The following is a 16,393-nucleotide window of genomic DNA, read 5'->3' as shown; positions in this document are numbered from 1 at the left end:
TACCGGTCGCCGCGTTGATTCTGTTCTAGCGCAAGGCAAAACACCAGCGTAAAGTTGCAAGGTCCGCCAGCCCATAAGCGCGCATTCGTGGTTTCATGATTGATTTACTCGTGCACAATAATTGGTGCGAGACGTAACGTAGAACACGGTCCGTGCGACTTGGCGCCGCGACCGGGGCCGGTCAGAATTGGCGAATGGCCGCAATTGCGCTAACCCGAACGCGAGCGGCGGCGCTGCGCGCCGAGCGATTGACCTACGCCGAGGTCGGCGCCACGGCCGGCGACCTGCCGCGAGGCTACCGCGTCATCGACCGCACGGTCCGGTTGCCCGCCGTCGACTTCGAGGCGGCGGCTTACGACCTGTTCCGTTGGCGGGTGCAGGAGCGTGCGGGCCTTCGAGTGGCCGCGTCGGACGCCCGGGTCGTGCCCGACGCGGTCGTCGAGCTGCGCATCGGCCTCGGTCCGGTGTCGGTGCGGGCGCCGTGCCGGGTCGTGTACGTGGTCGACGAGCCTCACCGCCGGGGCTTCGCCTACGGCACGCTGCCCGGCCACGCCGAGAGCGGGGAGGAGGCGTTCGTGTTGGAGCGACAGGAAGATGGCACCACGACCTTCACGATCACCGCCTTCTCCCGGCCCGCCAGTCTCCTCACCAGGTGTGCCGGCCCGTTCGGCAGAGGCGTCCAGGACCTCGTCACCTCGCGCTACCTTCGAGCCTTCGGCCGGTGAAATAGACTGCGGGGACGAAACGTCCTGGTGAGGTGGCCATCATCGGTTGTGTCGGCCGGCGGGTGTGGCGGCGATGTGTCTGCGTCGTCGCCGCTGTCCTGGCGCTGGCCGCCTGCACGGTCGAGGGGGAGCCGTCGCGCCTGCCGCTGGTCGAGCATCCCCGGGTGGACGTGCCGTCGAGAGGGGACGAGCGCGCGGTGGTGGCCGCGCTCCGGCTGATCGACGCGTGTGCGTTGCTCGACGCCCGCGCCGCCGGTTTCCCGGCCGGCTCGCGTCCGGTGGCACTGGGTCCGCACCGGTGCGAGCTGGCGGCGCCGGACGGCGCCCGGGTGTCGGTTCGGCTCGGCATCTGGTTTCCCGCCCGGGACCGGCTCGGCGACTTCTACCCGCGAACCCTCGGCGGAGCCAAGGCTTATGTAGAGCGCTGGGGCAACGACCCGCGGTCGATGTGCTTCCTGCACCTGCCGGTGAGCCGGTCGTTGTCGGTGCGGTTCATCGCGCTCGCGGGTGCGACGCCGACGACCCGTGACCTGTGCGCGGTCGCCGCGGCGTCGGCGAGCGAGGCGGCGCTTCGGCTGGCCCGACCCGAAACCCTGCGGCCAGGCGCGTCTGCGCCGATGGCGAGCTGGGATCCCTGCGCGGCGCTGGGCGCGGCCCTCGACGACCCGTACGGCTACCACCTCGACCACGAGAGCATGGGCGACTACGGCATCGACGGTTGTTTCGCCGACCCGGTGCGACCGCCGACCGGTGAGGCGATCCGGCTCCGGTTCGCCTATGGCCGCGTGCAGACCGGCGGCGTGCCGAAGCGGATCGCGGGCCGGCCGACCATGGTCAGCGACGCACCCGAGGTGTGCACGGTCCGGTGGAGCAACGGCCCGGCCGGTCCCGAGGCCGAGCAGCTGCTGGAACTGTCCGCACCGGACTGTCCACGGGCGGAGCAGCTCATGACGGCCGTGCTGCGGGCACCGACGACGGGATCGCCGGTGGTCCCGCGGCACGGGCTGCTCTACCGTCCGGACGAGCCAGACCTCCCGGTCGCCGGCGCCTGCGGCTACTACGCGGCCGACCCGGCGCGCTGCCAGCCGTACGCCGCGATGGCCGTGCCCGGCCAGAAGGCCGACCTGGTCCGTGCCGCGACCGTCGACGCCCACGTCAACTGCGCGTTCGCGGTCGATGCCGTCCGCCAGCGCGCCGGCGGCACGCTCCGCCCGGTGGTCGACGACGCGGTCGGCTGCGTGTTCGTCGAGCCCACCCGTACGGCCCGGGTCACGGTCCGGCTCGCCCCGGGACGGGTACGAGCTGAACCGACCGCGACGCGGACGACCATGGCCGGCCTGCCCGTTCGCGTGGTCGAGTCGGTGGAGTCGCCGTGGCACGTGCGCCGCCTCGACGTGGCCCTGCCCTACGGCGGCACCCTGTCGGTGACGGCACACGCGTCGGCGAGGACCGGCTCCACAAGAGACGCTCCGATCGACCCGGCACAGTTCGACGTCGCCGACGCCGTGGCCGAGCAGATCACGACGACCCACCTGAGCTGATCAGGCCTCCGGCGTGACGACGGGACGTTCGTCGTCCCGCCAGGCTTTGAGGCCGCCGTCCAGGTGCGCCACGTCCTTGTAGCCGAGGGTCGCGAGGGCGACGGTGGCGAGCGCGGAGCGGCCGACGACTTTTCGCAGCCGAACGACCGCGCAGCGTCAGCGGATCAGAGGGTGGCGAGGCGCAGGACCAGCGCGGCGACGGCGAGAACCTCGTAGCCGATGGGCCGGGTCAGGTTCGCGAGGTCGCGGGCGCGGACGTGGAACGCGACGGCGCCGAGGAAGTAGCACACCAACCCGACGGCCGCGGCGACGCCGAGCGGTGCCCACCACAGGCCGACCACGAGCCCGGCGGCACCCGCGAGGAGGACGGCCGCGAGGTAGTTGAGCTTGTCCTCCGGCACGCCGACGCGAACGTAACCGCGCACGACCGACTCACGGTGGGAGAGTTTCAGCGCGGCCGACACGACGAGCAGGGCGGCGAGCAGACCGGAGACGATCAGGGTCGCGATGAACACCGTCTCAATCTAAACATATGTACAGTTTCACGCAAGGCATCTCTAGGAGGCACCCGTGAGCCCGCAGCGGAGCAACCGCGCGCAGCTGATCGAAGGCACGTTGCGCTGCCTGGAAAGCCTGCCGCCGGAGCGAATCACAGCGCGGGCGATCGCGGAGGCGTCCGGCGCGAACATCGCGTCGATCACCTACCACTTCGGCTCCAAGGACACTCTGGTGACGGAGGCGGCGATCGAGGGCCTGGACCGCTGGCTCGTCGAGATCGACGCCCGCCTGGGTGAGGTGGCGGGCCAGTCGCCCGCGGCGCGGCTTCGGTCCGCCGTCGGCGTTCTCGAGCCAAGCCGGCACACCGGGTTGGCCCGGAACTACCTGGCCGCATTGCCGAAGGCCCAGCACGACGACCGTCTGCGGGCCCTGCTCGCCGACGGCTTCCGCCGGGCGCGGCCCAACGTCGCGGGCGTGCTGGGCCTGGGCGCCGACCAGCCCGGCCACGACGCCGCCGGCCTGGTGCTCGGCCTGTTCCACGGCATGCTGCTGCAGGTACTGCTCGACGAGTCCCTGTCCATCGACGGCGACCGGTTCGCCGAGGCGTTGGAGCGCCTGTTCGGTGCGCTCGACGAGCGGGATGCGTGATGGGCTGGCCGGAGACCCTGAGTACCGGCCGCCGTTGCCTACCGCGAGGACGCCTCGCGCGTCAGCTCGTCCCATACCGGGTCGGTTCGGAACGGTGGTAGAGGCAGCTCGCCGCCCAGCGCGGTGAAGCCTCGTTGCCACCACGCCACACTGCGCACCGGCCGCAAGCCGACCCGCGCGGCCGCGACGATGCAGCACCGCACCGCCAGGAGGGTGGCCGCCGCACTGTCCACATTTATCGGTCCTGGTCGTTCGCAGTTCCGCGCGGTCGTCTCGGCGTCGCGCTCCATCTCCGTGTAGGCGACGAGCTCCGGCGCGTTGGTGATCCGGTACGCCATCGTGGAGTCCAGCACAGCCCCGGTGTCCACCGGCTCGAAGACCACGTCGCCCGGCGCGATGATCAGCGGCGCGTCGTTCAGCACGAACTGCACGGCGGGATCCCCGTTCGGGGCCTGGATGCGCCGGCACCCGGTCACCGCGGCGGGGTCGATGTGCACCGCGTCCTCGATGGCGGGGACGTACACGCTGACCTGGCCGGCCGCCACCGCGACCTGAACCCCCGGCATCTCTTCCAACGCCTGGCTGACCTCGACGACATCCATCGTTCGCCCCCCATCGACTGCTGCGGCCATCCTCGCGCAGACGCCGCGCCGATGGGGGTCGATTCAACCGTCAGGCGCTGAGGCGGGCCGCGGAGATGGCTTCGCGCCGGGTGTCGAACACCGTCGTACCGTAGAGCGCGCGGGCGACCAGACCGCCCGGCTCGGCGACGATCACCACGCGGATGCCGTGCCGTTCGACGTGCCGGCGTGCGCCGCGGACCGCACGCAGCCCGCCGTGGGTCAGGAGAGCGACCTCGGTGAGGTCGAGGATGACGGCTTCGGTCGCCGGTCGGGCATGCAGCGACTCGTCCACGAAGTCCGCGAACGCGGGACTGGTCTCGGTGTCGAGGGTGCCGGCCGGCGCGATCACGAGCACCGGGTGCGGCACTCGGGAACGCGTCACCGCCAGCACCGACCTGGCTGGCCGGGGAGCGAGAACGCTTGTCATGGGTGCCATCCGCAGGGTGAGTCGGTCGCTTGGCCGTGATTACCCCAGCGCCCCGACGAGAAACGCGTCGCGCGGCGGCCAGACGCCGTCAGGCGGTGACCGGACTGGACGAGGCCGGCTCCGGCCGGGTGCCGAGCTTCTCGGTCGGCACCCGGTAGGTCTCCCGCGCCGAGGCGACCGCCAGCACGTTCACCAGGCACAGCGCCGCGACGAGAATCGCGACGGGGAGCCAGTTCGTGCCGTCCTCGCCGTCGAGGGCGGCGGCGATCGTGGGGGAGAAGCCGGCGATCGCGAAGCCGAGCTGCGTGCCGATCGCCATGCCGGACAACCGCACCCGCGCGGTGAACATCTCCCCGTAGAACGACGGCCAGATCCCGTTGGTCGCGCTGTAGACCACACCGAACATCACGATGCCGACGAGGAAGATCATCGGGTAGTTGCCCGCCGAGATCGCGCCGAGGTAGGCGAACATCAGCGCGGCGCTGCCGAGCGAGCCGGCGATGAAGATCGGCTTGCGGCCGATCCGATCGGACAAGGTGGCCCACAGCGGCAGCGCGGCGAGCGCGACGACGTTGGCCAGCACCCCGACCCACAACATCGGCGTGCGCTCGAGGCCGACCGTGTTGACCCCGTAGCTCAGCGCGTAGACGGTGAAGATCGTGCTCACCGACGCGATCACCGCGGCCAGCACGACACGCAGCACGTCGCGCCAGTGGTCGCGGAACAGGTCCACGACGGGCATCCGGGCCACAGCGTCGGTCGCGACCTGACGCTCGAACACCGGCGTCTCCGCCAACCGCCGCCGGATCACGTAGCCGACGACGACCACGAGCGCGCTCGCCCAGAACGGCACCCGCCAGCCCCACGACAGCAGCGCGTCCTCTGGCATGGCCGCGACCGGCAGGAACGCCGCCGTGGCAAGGATCTGCCCGGCCTGGGTGCCGCTGAGGGTGAAGCTCGTGTAGTACGCGCGCCGGTGCGGCGGCGCGTGTTCGAGCGTCATCGAGTTCGCGCCCGCCTGCTCGCCCGCCGCGGACAGGCCCTGCAGCAGGCGCAGCGCCACGAGCAGCACCGGGGCCAGCACGCCGACCTGGTCGTAGGTGGGCAGGCAGCCGACGAGGAACGTCGCGACGCCCATCAGCAGCAGGGTGAAGACCAGGACCTTCTTGCGACCGAACCGGTCGCCGACATGGCCGAGGATGAACGCGCCGACCGGGCGTGCCGCGTAGCCGACACCGAACGTGGCCACCGCGAGCAGGGTGCCGGTGGCCGGGTCGGAGTCGGGAAAGAAGACCTTGCTGAACACCAGCGCGGCGGCGGTGCCGTAGATGAAGAAGTCGTAGTACTCGAGCGCACTGCCGATCCACGCCGCGACCGCGGCCTGCCGGGGCTTTCCAGGGGCAGTCGGGGAGTCGGTGGGGGACGCGGGCGGTTCGGTGCTCACGGTGGCTCCTCTGTCGTGCGTCGTCGCGGACCAGGAGTACGTACGAACTGGATAGTTAATACGAGTGGCGACCGTGACTTGTCAAGGGGCGGGGGAGGGTCAGCGCGCGGTCAGGTGGTCGACGATCAGGTCGCCGAGCAGCTTGCGTTGCTGGTCGCGGTGCTCGGGATCGAGCAAGTCCCGCTTGAAGATCGCGCCCCAGGTGTGCTGGTTCGCGATGCGGAAGACGCAGTAGGAGCTGATCACCAGGTGGATGTCGAGCGGGTCCACGCCCTCGCGGAACACGCCGGCCGCGGCGCCGCGGCCGAGGATCCGGGCGAGCACGTCCAGGGCCGGGTTGGCGAGTCCGGACAGGACGGTCGAGCGGGAGATGTGCTTGGCGCGGTGGATGTTCTCGATGCTGACGAGCCGGATGAAGTCCGGGTGCGACTCGTGGTGGTCGAAGGTCAGCTCGGCGAGCTGCCGGATGGCGTCGACCGGGTCGAGGTGCTCGACGTCGAGCTGCTGCTCCATGGCTCGGATGCCGGCGTAGGCGTGCTCGAGCACCTCGATGTAGAGCTGCTCCTTGTTGCCGAAGTAGTAGTAGATCATCCGCTTGGTGGTGCTCATCTTCGCGGCGATCTCGTCCACCCGGGCGCCGGCGTAGCCCTTGTCGGCGAACTCGCGGGTCGCGACCTGGATGATCTCGGCGCGGGTTCGTTCGGCGTCGCGGAGACGGTCTGGACGGTCGGGCTGTGCCACCGGACCAATGTAGCGCCCGGCTAAGTAACTATCTGGTACGTTCATTGTTGTGGACGGCTATCTCGTGGGCCTCGTCGGCACGGGCATCGGACCCTCGTTGAGCCCAGCGCTGCACGAGCGCGAGGCGGACCTGCTGGGGCTGCGTTACCTCTACCGAAGGCTGGACCTCGACGAGCTCGGGCTGCCCGCGGACGCGGTCGGCGACGTGCTCGCCGCCGCCCGGCTCGCCGGCTACGACGGGCTCAACGTCACGCATCCGTGCAAGCAGCGCGTGCTGGACCACCTCGACGAGCTCGAGCCGACGGCCGCCGCGCTCGGTGCGGTGAACACCGTGGTGTTCCGCGACGGCAAGGCGATCGGCCACAACACCGACACGACGGGCTTCGCGCGCGCCGTCGAGCTCGGGCTGCCGGACGTGCGGCTCGACCGGGTCGTGCTAGTCGGTGCGGGTGGCGCCGGCGCGGCGTGCGCGCACGCGCTGCTCACCCTGGGCGCCGGCCGGGTCGAGGTGTTCGACCTCCAGCCCGCGCGGGCGGAGTCCCTCGTCGCCGCGCTCACGACGCGCTTCGGGCGTGGCAGGGCGGTCGCGGGACACGCGCTCCCGACCGCCCTGTCCTCAGTGGACGGTCTGGTACACGCGACGCCGACCGGCATGGACACCCATCCCGGCCTGCCCGTGCCGGCCGAGCTGCTCGACGAGCGGCTGTGGGTGGCCGACGTGGTCTACCGCCCGCTCAACACGGCGCTCGTGGAGAGTGCCCGCGCCCGCGGCTGCCGAGTGCTCGACGGCGGGCGGATGGCCGTCTTCCAGGCCGCCGACGCGTTCCGCCTGTTCACCGGCCACACCCCCGACGCGGACCGGATGCTGCGCCATCTCGACACGCTGGAGGCACCGTGCACGACGTGGTGAGCCCGCGGCTCGGCATCGCGACCGTGTGTCTGTCCGGCACGCTCGACGACAAGCTCGCCGCGGTCGCCGAGGCCGGCTTCGACGGCGTGGAGATCTTCGAGAACGACCTCGTCGTCTCGCCGTGGTCGCCCAAGCAGATCCGCGACCGCTGCGCCGAGCTCGGCCTCTCGATCGATCTATACCAGCCGTTCCGCGACTTCGAGGCGGTGCCGCCGGACGTCCTCGCGGCGAACCTGCGGCGCGCGGAGCACAAGTTCGACGTGATGGAGCAGCTCGGCGTGGACACCATGCTGGTCTGCTCGTCGGTCTCGGCGGACGCGGTGGACGACGACGACCTCGCCGCCGAGCAGCTGCACCTGCTGGCCTCCCGCGCCGCCGACCGGGGGCTGCGGATCGCCTATGAGGCGCTCGCCTGGGGCCGGTTCGTCGACACCTACGACCATTCCTGGCGGATCGTGCGGCGCGCCGCACACCCCGCGCTCGGGTTGTGCCTGGACAGCTTCCACGTCCTGTCCAGAGGCAGCGACCCGGCCGGCATCCGCGTCATCCCGGGCGAGAAGCTGTTCTTCCTGCAGCTGGCCGACGCGCCGCGGCTGCGGATGGATGTGCTGCAGTGGAGTCGCCACCACCGGCTGTTCCCGGGCCAGGGTGGGTTCGACCTCGTCCGGTTCGTCGACCACGTGCTCGCCACCGGGTATGCCGGGCCGTTGTCGCTCGAGGTGTTCAACGACGTGTTCCGCCAAGCCGACCCGCACCACACGGCCGTCGATGCGATGCGCTCGCTGCTGGTACTTCGGGAGCGGCTCGCGGCGGACGGGTCGCCCGCGGTTCGGGAGCGCGTGCGGGTCCCCGGGCTGCCGCCGGCGCCGAGGATGTCCGGCTACACGCATGTCGAGGTGGCGACGTCCGGGGCGGCGGAGGTGGCGGAAACGTTGCGCGCCATGGGGTTTCGCCGGCACGGCGACGCCTGGGCGCAGGGCCGCGCCAGCATCCTGTTGCCCGAAACCGACGACGCCACCGCCCGGATCGCGGCGTTCGGTGTGGACAGTGCCGACCCGGCGGTCGCGGCTCGGCGGGCGGCGCGGCTGCTCGCCTCCACCCGGGCCGACGGCGCGATCGAGGCGCCCGACGGAACCGCGATCGCCTTCGGCTCGTCGGCCGCAGTCGAGCCGGGGCTGCTGACCGACATCGACCACGTGTCGCTCACCGCGCCGTTCGACGACGTCGACCAGACCGCGCTGTTCTACCGGAGCGTGCTGGGGCTGGAGGCCGAGCCGGCCGCCGAGTTCGCCGCACCGTTCGGCCTGGTCCGCAGCCTCTCCGCACGCGACCCCGCGGGCCGCGTCCGCATCGCGCACAGCGTGGCCACGTTGCGCCGCGGCGAGTGGGCGCCCGCGGTGCCCGATCCGCAACACATCGCCTTCACCACCGACGACGCGATCGAGGCCGCGAGCGTCATGCGCGCGACCGGTGCGCCGCTGCTCGACATCCCGGCCAACTACTACGACGACCTCGACGCCCGGCTGGCCCCGCCACACCTGGCACGGCTGCGCGAGACCTCCGTGCTCTACGACCGCGACGAGCACGGCGAGCTACTGCACTTCTACACCCACATCCTCGGCGGCCGGGTGTTCTTCGAGGTGGTGCAACGCATCGGCGGCTACGCCGGGTACGGCGTGAACAACTCGCCCGTGCGCATGGCCGCCCACCGCCAGCTACGAGTGCGGGCCGGTCACTCGAACAGTGCTTCGAGCCCGTAGTTCTCGAAGAACAGGTCGAGGCGGTCGAGGATGCGGCGGTAGGCGGCCGTCGCCGCGGCATCGATCTCGATGTACTCGCGCTGATGCTGTTCGGCGTCGATGGCGAGGCGCATCAGGGCCTCGACGTCCGCGTCGGCGGGGGCCATCAGCACCCGGTCGACGATGCCGCCGTCCTCGGCGGTGACCCGTCGCAGCGTGTCGAGGTCGGCGTCGAGCTGTTCGCTTCGGCGCAGCGCGACGAGCTGGGGCATCAGCTCGGCCACGTTGCAGGCGAGCCACGAGGGCACCTGCTCGGCGCGCTCGGCGACGGCGTCGGCCAGGCGCGTCGCGGCGGGCGACTCGGACTCCAGGCCCTCCAGGTACTCACACGCCGCCACGCACGGGGTGAGCAGCCACCCGGTGGTGTCGACTTCGGGCAGGCGTGCGGGGTCGATCGCCGGCCAGGTCTGCCACACCCCGGTGTCGTAGGACTCGTTGGTATCGGCGAGGCTCCGCACCTGGTCGGCCGCCCAGCCGTTCGGGCGTCGGGCGATCAGGCGGCTGCCGCCACCAAGGAGATCGGCCAGCTCGCCAAGGCGGTCGGCCAGCCAGCCGCTGAAGTCGCGTTCGTGGGTCAGTCCCCGCGCGAGGGCGTCGATGGCCGCGCGGTCGTAGTCGGTCGTGGCGCGCGGCGGCACGTGGACCATGAGATCGGGGGCCGAGGGGAGGCCGGAGTCCGGCGATCGGTCGGGCTCGAGCGCGCTGAACCAGATGCACGACTCCATGAACCACTCGCGAGCCTCCTCCAGCGGCGCCGAGGACGTGACCTCCTCGATCCGCCCGGACTCGCCGACGAGGAACACCGCCCGCGTCTCCCGCGGCGCCTCGTCCGTGTCGGTGATCATCTCCAGCGCGTACACGCACCAGCCGCCGTCGAACTGAGCCGCGGTCAGCTCCTGCGTGGGGTAGTCCAGGCCGTGCGACCGGATCCGTTCCACCACCAGGGAAGTTGCCTGCTCCGCGTCCATGTCCACCCTCCCGTTGCCGACGCCCGCCGCGGTCGATCTTGCCAGGCGGTGGCCGGACGGCACATGCTGGCACCATGACCGAGCCGGTGGATGTGCTGGCGCGCCCCGTGGTGTGGCGACGCACCGACGCGCCCGTGTTCGTCTATGCCGCGAGGGTGGACGACGCGTGGTGGGTGTTGCGGCGCAACGGCTTCCCCGACCATCCGCGGTTCACGCTGTTCGTTGCCGGTGTCGTCGCCGGCGATGTCCAGGACCTCCCGACCACGGCGCCGGCGTGGGACCTCGAGGTCGACGCCCGCCCAGCGCTGACCGACGAGCAACGCGACGAGGTCCTGACGACGATGCGCGGGCTCGGTCCGTACGGCAGCGAGGTCGGCCAACCCTGCGACGGCGACTGGTGTCCGTGCGAACGACTCACCGACGAACACATCCGCGCCGGAGTTGGCGGAGGCTCGCAGACCTAATGCTTCGACAACACCGAGGCGGGCAGCCGTGACGCTGGAGGGGCTCGAGATGGCCCACCGCCGCACCGGCGCCGTCGGCCTTGGCGGCACACAGCCGGTCCCGTTCGCCGACGCCGCCGATGTGGTCGGCTGGTTCGGCGCTTTGCAGTCGCAGGACTACCACCCGGCGAAGTGGGCGCTCGCCCAGCGGCTGGGCCCCGGCGTCACCGACGCAGGCCTCGATCGCGCGTTCGACGACGGCGTCATCCTGCGTACGCACGTGTTACGCCCGACGTGGCACTTCGTGGCCCCCGCCGACCTGCGCTGGCTGCTGGAACTGACGGCGCCGCGGGTCCACGCGCTCAACGCCTATGCCTACCGGCGCGGCGAGCTCGACGGTCCGCTGCTGCGCCGCACCACGGACCTGATCGCCGACGCGGTCGCCGACGGGAACCACCTCACTCGCACGGAGATCGCGGCGTTGCTCGCCCGCCACGGCATCACCGCGAAGGGGTTCCGGCTCGGCTACATCCTCATCCATGCCGAACTGGAGCGGGTGATCTGCAGTGGCCCGCTGCGGGGCAAGCAGCACACCTACGCGCTGCTGGTGGAGCGGGTCCCGCGGGCGGCGAGCCTGGAGCGCGAGGCGGCGCTGGCCGAACTGGTCCGCCGGTTCTTCACCAGCCACGGTCCGGCGACGGCGAAGGACCTGGCGTGGTGGTCCAGCCTCACGCGCGCCGACATCGCCACCGGGCTCTCGCTCGCCGGCGACGCCTTGGAGAGCACCGTTGTCGACGGCGTCACCTACTGGTCCGCGCCCGCGAACGCCATCGCGCCGGCCCCGTCGCCATCGGTGCGGCTGCTGCAGGCCTACGACGAGTACATCGTCGGCTACACGCAGAGCAGGTACCTGCTCGACCTCGGCGACCTGGCGGCAGCATCGGGCAAGCCCGCCCTGCCGAACGGCGTCATCGTGGTCGACACACAGGTGGCCGGCCGCTGGAAGCGCACTGTCCGGGCCGACGCGGTCGTGATCGAGGCCGTGCTGCGCCGGCCCTTCGACGCCGCCGAGACCGCCGCGCTGCACGCTGCGGCCGACGAGCTGGGGATGTTCCTGGGCACACGCGCAGTCGTCTCGACGAGCCTGCTGTGAGCCCAGGCCCAGGCGACCACATCGACGCGATGGCGGCGTTCTGCTCGGTGTGGCTGCGGTGGTCGGTGCCGGACAACCAACCAACATCGTCGAGGCACTAGGCGCCCGGACGGTCAGATGGCGTCGCGGTAGATGCCGCGTGCCATCGTGGAGGTCGCGGCCTCGGCGAGGGCTGCGAAGACGGTGCGGTGCGTGGCTCGAATGTCCTCATCGGACGGTGCGGCCAGCACGGCGAGCTCGGCCAGGCGCGCGGCGATGCGGGGCTCGTCCTCGGCCAGTGCCCGCGTGGCTCGGTCGGCCAGCGCCCGCGGGCCGCCGCACAGCTCGGCGAGCACCGTCGCCTCCCGGCTCGCCGGAGGCGGCTTCAACGATGCCGGCGCGCCGTCCCACCAGCCGCCGTAGAGCCGCCAGATGTTGCGCACGATGAACTCCGGCTCGTCGTAGGCCGGGCGCAGGTAAGGCTTCTCGGCCAGGTGCGGCGGCACGGCGACGGTGTGGATGATCTCGTCCAGCCGTGCGCCGCGGTTCATCAGCGCCAGCGTCTGGTCGAGCAGCGACTCCAGGTATTCGGCGGTGGTCGTCAGCGCCTCGCGAACGCGGTCGGCGCCGACGACCGGCGGACCGTGGCTGGGCACCAGGAACTTCGCGTCGAGCTCTGCCATGGCGCGAAGCGCCGCCGCCCACTCGGCCGGGTAGCGCTGGGCCTTCTGCGGGTTGCCGCAGTTGGGGGCGTTCCAGATGAACAGGTCGCCCGGCAGCACCATGTCGAGCTCGGGGACGTGGGCCCAGAGATGGTCGTCGGTCTCGCCGCGGGCATGCCGCAGGGTGAAGGTCAGCCCGCCGAGCTCCACTGTGGACACTTTGCGCACGGTTCGGTCCGGGTACCGGTACTCGCGCGGCCAGCGCAGCTCGGGCAACCCGAACTGACGCCTGTTGATCAGCTCGTTGTACCCACTCGTCCGCACGTACCGGTCGAACCGCCGGGGGACGGCCTCGTGCGCGATCACGACCGGCTTCGGCCCCGGCTCGGCGTCGAAGGGCGCCATGCCGCCGACATGGTCCACGTGGCCGTGCGAGTAGATCGCGTAGCGCACCGGATCCGCGCACCAACGGCGAACCGCCTGGTGCGTAGCGGCCGCGGCGAGCTCGATGCCGGTGTCGAACAACAGCAGGCCCGCACCGGTTCGGAACGCGATGACGTTGGAGAACCCCGCCACCACGGCGACGTCGTCGGTGAGCTCGTGCGCGGTGCCCCAGATGGATCCGTCGACGAGTAGGCCGTCCATGCCGATCTCGCCGCGCCACATCCGTTCCGCGTAGTTCATCAGCATGCGCCACACCTTGGCATACGCGGTCGGCGCAGGACCGCTCAGTCGACCGCTCGCCTCAGCCTGCCGCTCGCTGGACGAGGTCGGCGATGTGTGCCTCGACCTCGGGGGTCACCTCGGTCAGGGCGAAGGCGGTGGCCCACATGGGGCCGTCGTCCAGCTTGGCCGGCTCGTTGAACCCGAGCGTCGCGTAGCGGGTCTTGAACTTCGCCGCGGCCTGGAAGAAACAGACGACCTTGCCGTCCAGCGCCCAGCCGGGCATCCCGTACCAGAGTTTGGGTCTGAGCGTCGGCGCGCTGGCCTTGACGATGGCGTGCACACGCTCGGCCATGACCCGGTCGGAGTCGGACATCTCCGCGATCTTGGCAAGCAGGTCCTGCTCCGCACCCGCCGCCTTGTCCGCGCGTGACGTGCGGCCCGCCTCCTTCTTGAGCTCCTGTGCGTGCTCCTTCATCGCGGCCCGCTCCTCGGCCGTGAATCCCTGGTGCGTGCTGGGCTTGGTGCTGCTCATCGCGGTCCCTCCGCCGGGTGTCGGTCGACGTCTTGACAGCAACGCTAGGCCGACTCGCTGACCAGCGCTTCTCGATTCCTGACCGCTTCTCACCCGTACGAGGGGAGGCTTCGGCCGAGTCTCGCGACGATCATGGGTCCATGGCGGAGCTCAGCGAGTCCCTGGCGGTGAACCCGATGTTCGCGCGGGCCGGGGAGGCGGCCAGCGTGCCGAAGCATCGGCTGCCGGACATGCCGATGGACCCCTCGACGGCGTACCAGATCGTGCACGACCACCTGATGCTCGACGGCAACGCGCGCCTCAACCTCGCCACGTTCGTCACCACGTGGATGGAGCCGCAGGCCGACCTGCTGATGGCGGAGTGCCTCGACAAGAACATGATCGACAAGGACGAGTACCCGCAGACCGCCGAGCTCGAGCGACGCTGCGTGAACATGCTCGCCGGCCTGTGGCACGCGCCGGCCGGGGCTCCGGCCCTGGGCTGCTCGACGATCGGGTCGAGCGAGGCGGCGATGTTCGGCGGTCTCGCGTTGAAACGGCGCTGGCAGCGCCGTCGCCGCGCGACCGGAGCCGACACCGCCCGGCCGAACCTCGTGATGGGCATCAACGTCCAGGTCTGCTGGGACAAGTTCTGCAACTACTTCGAGGTCGAGCCCCGCTTCGTACCGATGGCGGGGGAGCGCTTCCACCTCGACGCCGAGCAGGCGGTGCGGCTGTGCGACGAGAACACGATCGGCGTGGTGGCGATCCTCGGCTCGACCTTCGACGGCAGCTACGAGCCGGTCGCGGAGATCGCCGCCGCCCTCGACGACCTGCAGGCCCGCACCGGGCTGGACATCCCGGTGCACGTCGACGGCGCGTCCGGCGCCATGGTCGCCCCGTTCGTCGACCCGGACCTGGAGTGGGACTTCCGGGTCCCGCGGGTCGCCTCGATCAACACCTCGGGCCACAAGTACGGCCTGGTCTACCCCGGCGTGGGCTGGGTGCTCTGGCGCGACGCCGACGCGCTGCCGGACGAGCTCGTCTTCCGGGTGAACTACCTGGGCGGCGAGCTGGCCACGCTCGCGCTGAACTTCTCCCGCCCCGGCGGGCAGGTCGTCGCGCAGTACTACTCCTTCCTGCGGCTGGGCCGGGAGGGCTACCGGCAGGTCCAGCAGGAATGCCGGAACGTGGCGACCTACACCTCCGCCCGGATCGCCGAGATGGGGCCGTTCCGGCTGCTCACCCGCGGCGACGAGCTGCCGGTGTTCGCGTTCACGCTGAACGACGACGTCACCAACTTCAACGTCTTCGACGTCTCGGCCGGGCTGCGCGAGCGGGGCTGGCAGGTCCCGGCGTACACGTTCCCGGCCGACCGGCAGGATCTCGCCGCCATGCGCGTGGTGATCCGCAACGGGACCGGCCGGGAGATCGCCGACCTGCTCCTCGACGACCTCGACCACCTGCTGCCGCGGCTGGCGCACCAGGCCGCACCGGTGCGGGGCCTCGAGGCGGCGAGCTTCGACCACGCCTCCGCCCACCGCCGCACGTCCTGACTCGCCGGGACGGTGGCTGACGTTGACGGGCGACCAGACGGTTCGCGGTGCCGTCTGATCGCCCGCTCCCCCTGGAGCCAGATGTTGCATTGGCTGTCCGGAAAATAACCCCCGGATCGCCGCCGGCGCCAGGAACGCCGTCGGCACTTCGTCGGTACTATCGACTCGCGTTCCGCGGGGGACCTGGGGCTACCGATATCCGAGGGAGCAGTGGATGTTCGGGGAGGTCGTCCGCGCACAACGCAAGCGGCTCGGCTTGACGCAGGAGGAGCTGGCGACCCGGGCCCAGCTCAGCGTCCGGGGCATCGGCAAGATCGAGAGCGGCGAGATCGCGGCACCCAGGCCGCACACCGTGCGACTTCTCGCCGAGGCGTTCGGCCTGACCGGCCAGGCGCGGGACGAGTTCAGCGCCGCCGCGGGGGAGCAGCCGACCGGACCGCCGTCGCCGGGTCGGCAGCCAACGATTCCCGCGCAGCTTCCCGCCGACGTCCGGGCCTTCACCGGCCGCGGCGCCGAGCTGGCCGAGCTCGACTCGCTCAGCGAACGACCGGACGACACCGGAGTGGCGATAGCCGTGCTCTCCGGCACCGCCGGGATCGGCAAGACCGCGCTCGCCGTGCACTGGGCCCAGCGTGCGCGGCACCGGTTCCCCGACGGCCAGCTGTACGTGAACCTGCGCGGCTTCGACCCGGGCAGCTCGCCGGTCCCGCCGGCCGAGGCGGTGCGCCGGTTCCTCGACGCGTTCGAGGTGCCGCCACGACAGGTGCCGCACGGCTTCGAGGCCCAGGTCGGCCTGTACCGCAGCCTCATGGCCGGCCGGCGGGTCCTGGTCGTGCTCGACAACGCGCGCGACGCCGAACAGGTCCGCCCGCTGCTGCCCGGCGCACCCGGCTGCCTCGCCATCGTCACCAGCCGGAACCGGCTCTCCGGCCTCGTCGCCGAGACCGCCCACCCGGTGACCCTCGACCTGCTGACCACCGCCGAGGCACGCGAGCTGCTGGGCCACCGCCTCGGCCCGGACCGCGTCGCGACCGAACCCGCGGCCGTGGACGAGATCATCGCGGCGTGCGCGCGGCTCCCGCTCGCGCTGGCCGTGGTG

At 71.4% G+C, this 16,393-nt stretch carries 18 protein-coding genes; 9 read left to right on the top strand and 9 right to left on the bottom strand.

The window, feature by feature from the left end; all coding sequences use genetic code 11:
• The first annotated feature begins 194 nt into the window (after positions 1-194).
• On the top strand, positions 195-725 hold the full coding sequence (locus ACRDSK_RS11480; protein ID WP_431440248.1) for a DUF1990 family protein: 531 nt from the start codon (positions 195-197) through the stop codon (positions 723-725).
• Positions 726-757: 32 nt separating this feature from the next.
• A complete protein-coding gene (locus tag ACRDSK_RS11475; protein ID WP_431440246.1) occupies positions 758-2,266 on the top strand; it encodes a hypothetical protein in 1,509 nt (502 codons plus the stop codon).
• Here ACRDSK_RS11475 and ACRDSK_RS11470 read toward each other — a convergent pair whose 3' ends face one another.
• Both ACRDSK_RS11470 and ACRDSK_RS11465 read right to left on the bottom strand, forming a co-directional pair.
• Complete coding sequence (locus ACRDSK_RS11470) at positions 2,267-2,404, bottom strand: rhodanese-like domain-containing protein (RefSeq protein WP_431440256.1); 138 nt, start codon at positions 2,402-2,404, stop codon at positions 2,267-2,269.
• 26 nt (positions 2,405-2,430) lie between these two features.
• On the bottom strand, positions 2,431-2,781 hold the full coding sequence (locus ACRDSK_RS11465) for a DoxX family protein (RefSeq protein WP_431440244.1): 351 nt from the start codon (positions 2,779-2,781) through the stop codon (positions 2,431-2,433).
• A gap of 55 nt (positions 2,782-2,836) precedes the next feature.
• On the opposite strand from ACRDSK_RS11465, the gene ACRDSK_RS11460 reads away from it, so the two are divergent.
• On the top strand, positions 2,837-3,412 hold the full coding sequence (locus ACRDSK_RS11460; RefSeq protein WP_431440242.1) for a TetR/AcrR family transcriptional regulator: 576 nt from the start codon (positions 2,837-2,839) through the stop codon (positions 3,410-3,412).
• A gap of 38 nt (positions 3,413-3,450) precedes the next feature.
• Here ACRDSK_RS11460 and ACRDSK_RS11455 read toward each other — a convergent pair whose 3' ends face one another.
• The 4 genes from ACRDSK_RS11455 to ACRDSK_RS11440 form a co-directional block, all read right to left on the bottom strand.
• On the bottom strand, positions 3,451-4,014 hold the full coding sequence (locus ACRDSK_RS11455; RefSeq protein ID WP_431440241.1) for a hypothetical protein: 564 nt from the start codon (positions 4,012-4,014) through the stop codon (positions 3,451-3,453).
• A 70-nt stretch (positions 4,015-4,084) separates the two neighbouring features.
• Positions 4,085-4,417 (bottom strand): STAS domain-containing protein, encoded by a 333-nt coding sequence (locus tag ACRDSK_RS11450; RefSeq protein WP_431440239.1) that lies wholly within the window; start codon positions 4,415-4,417, stop codon positions 4,085-4,087.
• A gap of 133 nt (positions 4,418-4,550) precedes the next feature.
• On the bottom strand, positions 4,551-5,906 hold the full coding sequence (locus ACRDSK_RS11445; RefSeq protein ID WP_431440237.1) for an MFS transporter: 1,356 nt from the start codon (positions 5,904-5,906) through the stop codon (positions 4,551-4,553).
• A gap of 99 nt (positions 5,907-6,005) precedes the next feature.
• Positions 6,006-6,647, bottom strand: a complete 642-nt coding sequence (locus tag ACRDSK_RS11440) for a TetR/AcrR family transcriptional regulator (RefSeq protein WP_431440236.1) — start codon at positions 6,645-6,647, stop codon at positions 6,006-6,008.
• 49 nt (positions 6,648-6,696) lie between these two features.
• On the opposite strand from ACRDSK_RS11440, the gene ACRDSK_RS11435 reads away from it, so the two are divergent.
• Together ACRDSK_RS11435 and ACRDSK_RS11430 are read left to right on the top strand one after the other, a co-directional pair.
• Positions 6,697-7,557: a shikimate dehydrogenase gene (locus ACRDSK_RS11435; protein ID WP_431440234.1), complete on the top strand. Its 861-nt coding sequence runs from the start codon at positions 6,697-6,699 to the stop codon at positions 7,555-7,557.
• On the top strand, positions 7,542-9,317 hold the full coding sequence (locus ACRDSK_RS11430) for a TIM barrel protein (protein ID WP_431440233.1): 1,776 nt from the start codon (positions 7,542-7,544) through the stop codon (positions 9,315-9,317). The genes ACRDSK_RS11435 and ACRDSK_RS11430 overlap by 16 nt, the downstream gene beginning before the upstream one ends.
• Here the strand turns inward: ACRDSK_RS11430 and ACRDSK_RS11425 are convergent.
• Positions 9,290-10,324, bottom strand: coding sequence for a hypothetical protein (locus tag ACRDSK_RS11425; RefSeq protein WP_431440232.1), 1,035 nt, complete (start codon positions 10,322-10,324; stop codon positions 9,290-9,292). The genes ACRDSK_RS11430 and ACRDSK_RS11425 overlap by 28 nt on opposite strands.
• 74 nt (positions 10,325-10,398) lie before the next feature.
• Here ACRDSK_RS11425 and ACRDSK_RS11420 point away from each other — a divergent pair, with 74 nt between their 5' ends.
• Both ACRDSK_RS11420 and ACRDSK_RS11415 read left to right on the top strand, forming a co-directional pair.
• Positions 10,399-10,788 (top strand): hypothetical protein, encoded by a 390-nt coding sequence (locus ACRDSK_RS11420; RefSeq protein ID WP_431440231.1) that lies wholly within the window; start codon positions 10,399-10,401, stop codon positions 10,786-10,788.
• Between the two features lie 28 nt (positions 10,789-10,816).
• Positions 10,817-11,920 carry a winged helix DNA-binding domain-containing protein gene (locus tag ACRDSK_RS11415; protein WP_431440229.1) on the top strand — a complete coding sequence of 368 codons (1,104 nt, stop codon included), beginning with the start codon at positions 10,817-10,819 and terminating at the stop codon, positions 11,918-11,920.
• Between the two features lie 113 nt (positions 11,921-12,033).
• On the opposite strand, the gene ACRDSK_RS11410 is transcribed toward ACRDSK_RS11415, so the two are convergent.
• Both ACRDSK_RS11410 and ACRDSK_RS11405 read right to left on the bottom strand, forming a co-directional pair.
• Positions 12,034-13,251, bottom strand: a complete 1,218-nt coding sequence (locus ACRDSK_RS11410; RefSeq protein WP_431440228.1) for an alkyl sulfatase dimerization domain-containing protein — start codon at positions 13,249-13,251, stop codon at positions 12,034-12,036.
• 55 nt (positions 13,252-13,306) lie between these two features.
• The gene (locus ACRDSK_RS11405; RefSeq protein WP_431440227.1) at positions 13,307-13,759 is read right to left on the bottom strand and encodes an iron chaperone; all 453 of its coding nucleotides are present in this window, start codon (positions 13,757-13,759) and stop codon (positions 13,307-13,309) included.
• Between the two features lie 140 nt (positions 13,760-13,899).
• Between ACRDSK_RS11405 and ACRDSK_RS11400 the strand changes: the two genes are divergently transcribed.
• Together ACRDSK_RS11400 and ACRDSK_RS11395 are read left to right on the top strand one after the other, a co-directional pair.
• Positions 13,900-15,294, top strand: a complete 1,395-nt coding sequence (locus tag ACRDSK_RS11400; RefSeq protein ID WP_431440226.1) for a glutamate decarboxylase — start codon at positions 13,900-13,902, stop codon at positions 15,292-15,294.
• Positions 15,295-15,508: 214 nt separating this feature from the next.
• On the top strand, positions 15,509-16,393 hold an 885-nt coding region (locus ACRDSK_RS11395), incomplete at its 3' end, for a helix-turn-helix domain-containing protein (protein ID WP_431440224.1).

The sequence above is a fragment of the Actinophytocola sp. genome (genome assembly GCF_050699915.1).
In the GTDB taxonomy this organism is placed as follows: domain Bacteria; phylum Actinomycetota; class Actinomycetes; order Mycobacteriales; family Pseudonocardiaceae; genus Actinophytocola.
The sequence above is the reverse complement of the archived record's forward strand: the minus strand, read 5'-3'. Positions and strand labels throughout refer to the sequence as shown.

Coding starts and splice junctions, on each gene's coding strand:
- ACRDSK_RS11455 (WP_431440241.1), bottom strand. CDS start 4,014: ATGGATGTCGTCGAGGTCAGCCAGGCGTTGGAAGAGATGCCGGGGGTT.
- ACRDSK_RS11420 (WP_431440231.1), top strand. CDS start 10,399: ATGACCGAGCCGGTGGATGTGCTGGCGCGCCCCGTGGTGTGGCGACGC.
- ACRDSK_RS11425 (WP_431440232.1), bottom strand. CDS start 10,324: ATGGACGCGGAGCAGGCAACTTCCCTGGTGGTGGAACGGATCCGGTCG.
- ACRDSK_RS11410 (WP_431440228.1), bottom strand. CDS start 13,251: ATGCTGATGAACTACGCGGAACGGATGTGGCGCGGCGAGATCGGCATG.
- ACRDSK_RS11405 (WP_431440227.1), bottom strand. CDS start 13,759: ATGAGCAGCACCAAGCCCAGCACGCACCAGGGATTCACGGCCGAGGAG.
- ACRDSK_RS11400 (WP_431440226.1), top strand. CDS start 13,900: ATGGCGGAGCTCAGCGAGTCCCTGGCGGTGAACCCGATGTTCGCGCGG.
- ACRDSK_RS11480 (WP_431440248.1), top strand. CDS start 195: ATGGCCGCAATTGCGCTAACCCGAACGCGAGCGGCGGCGCTGCGCGCC.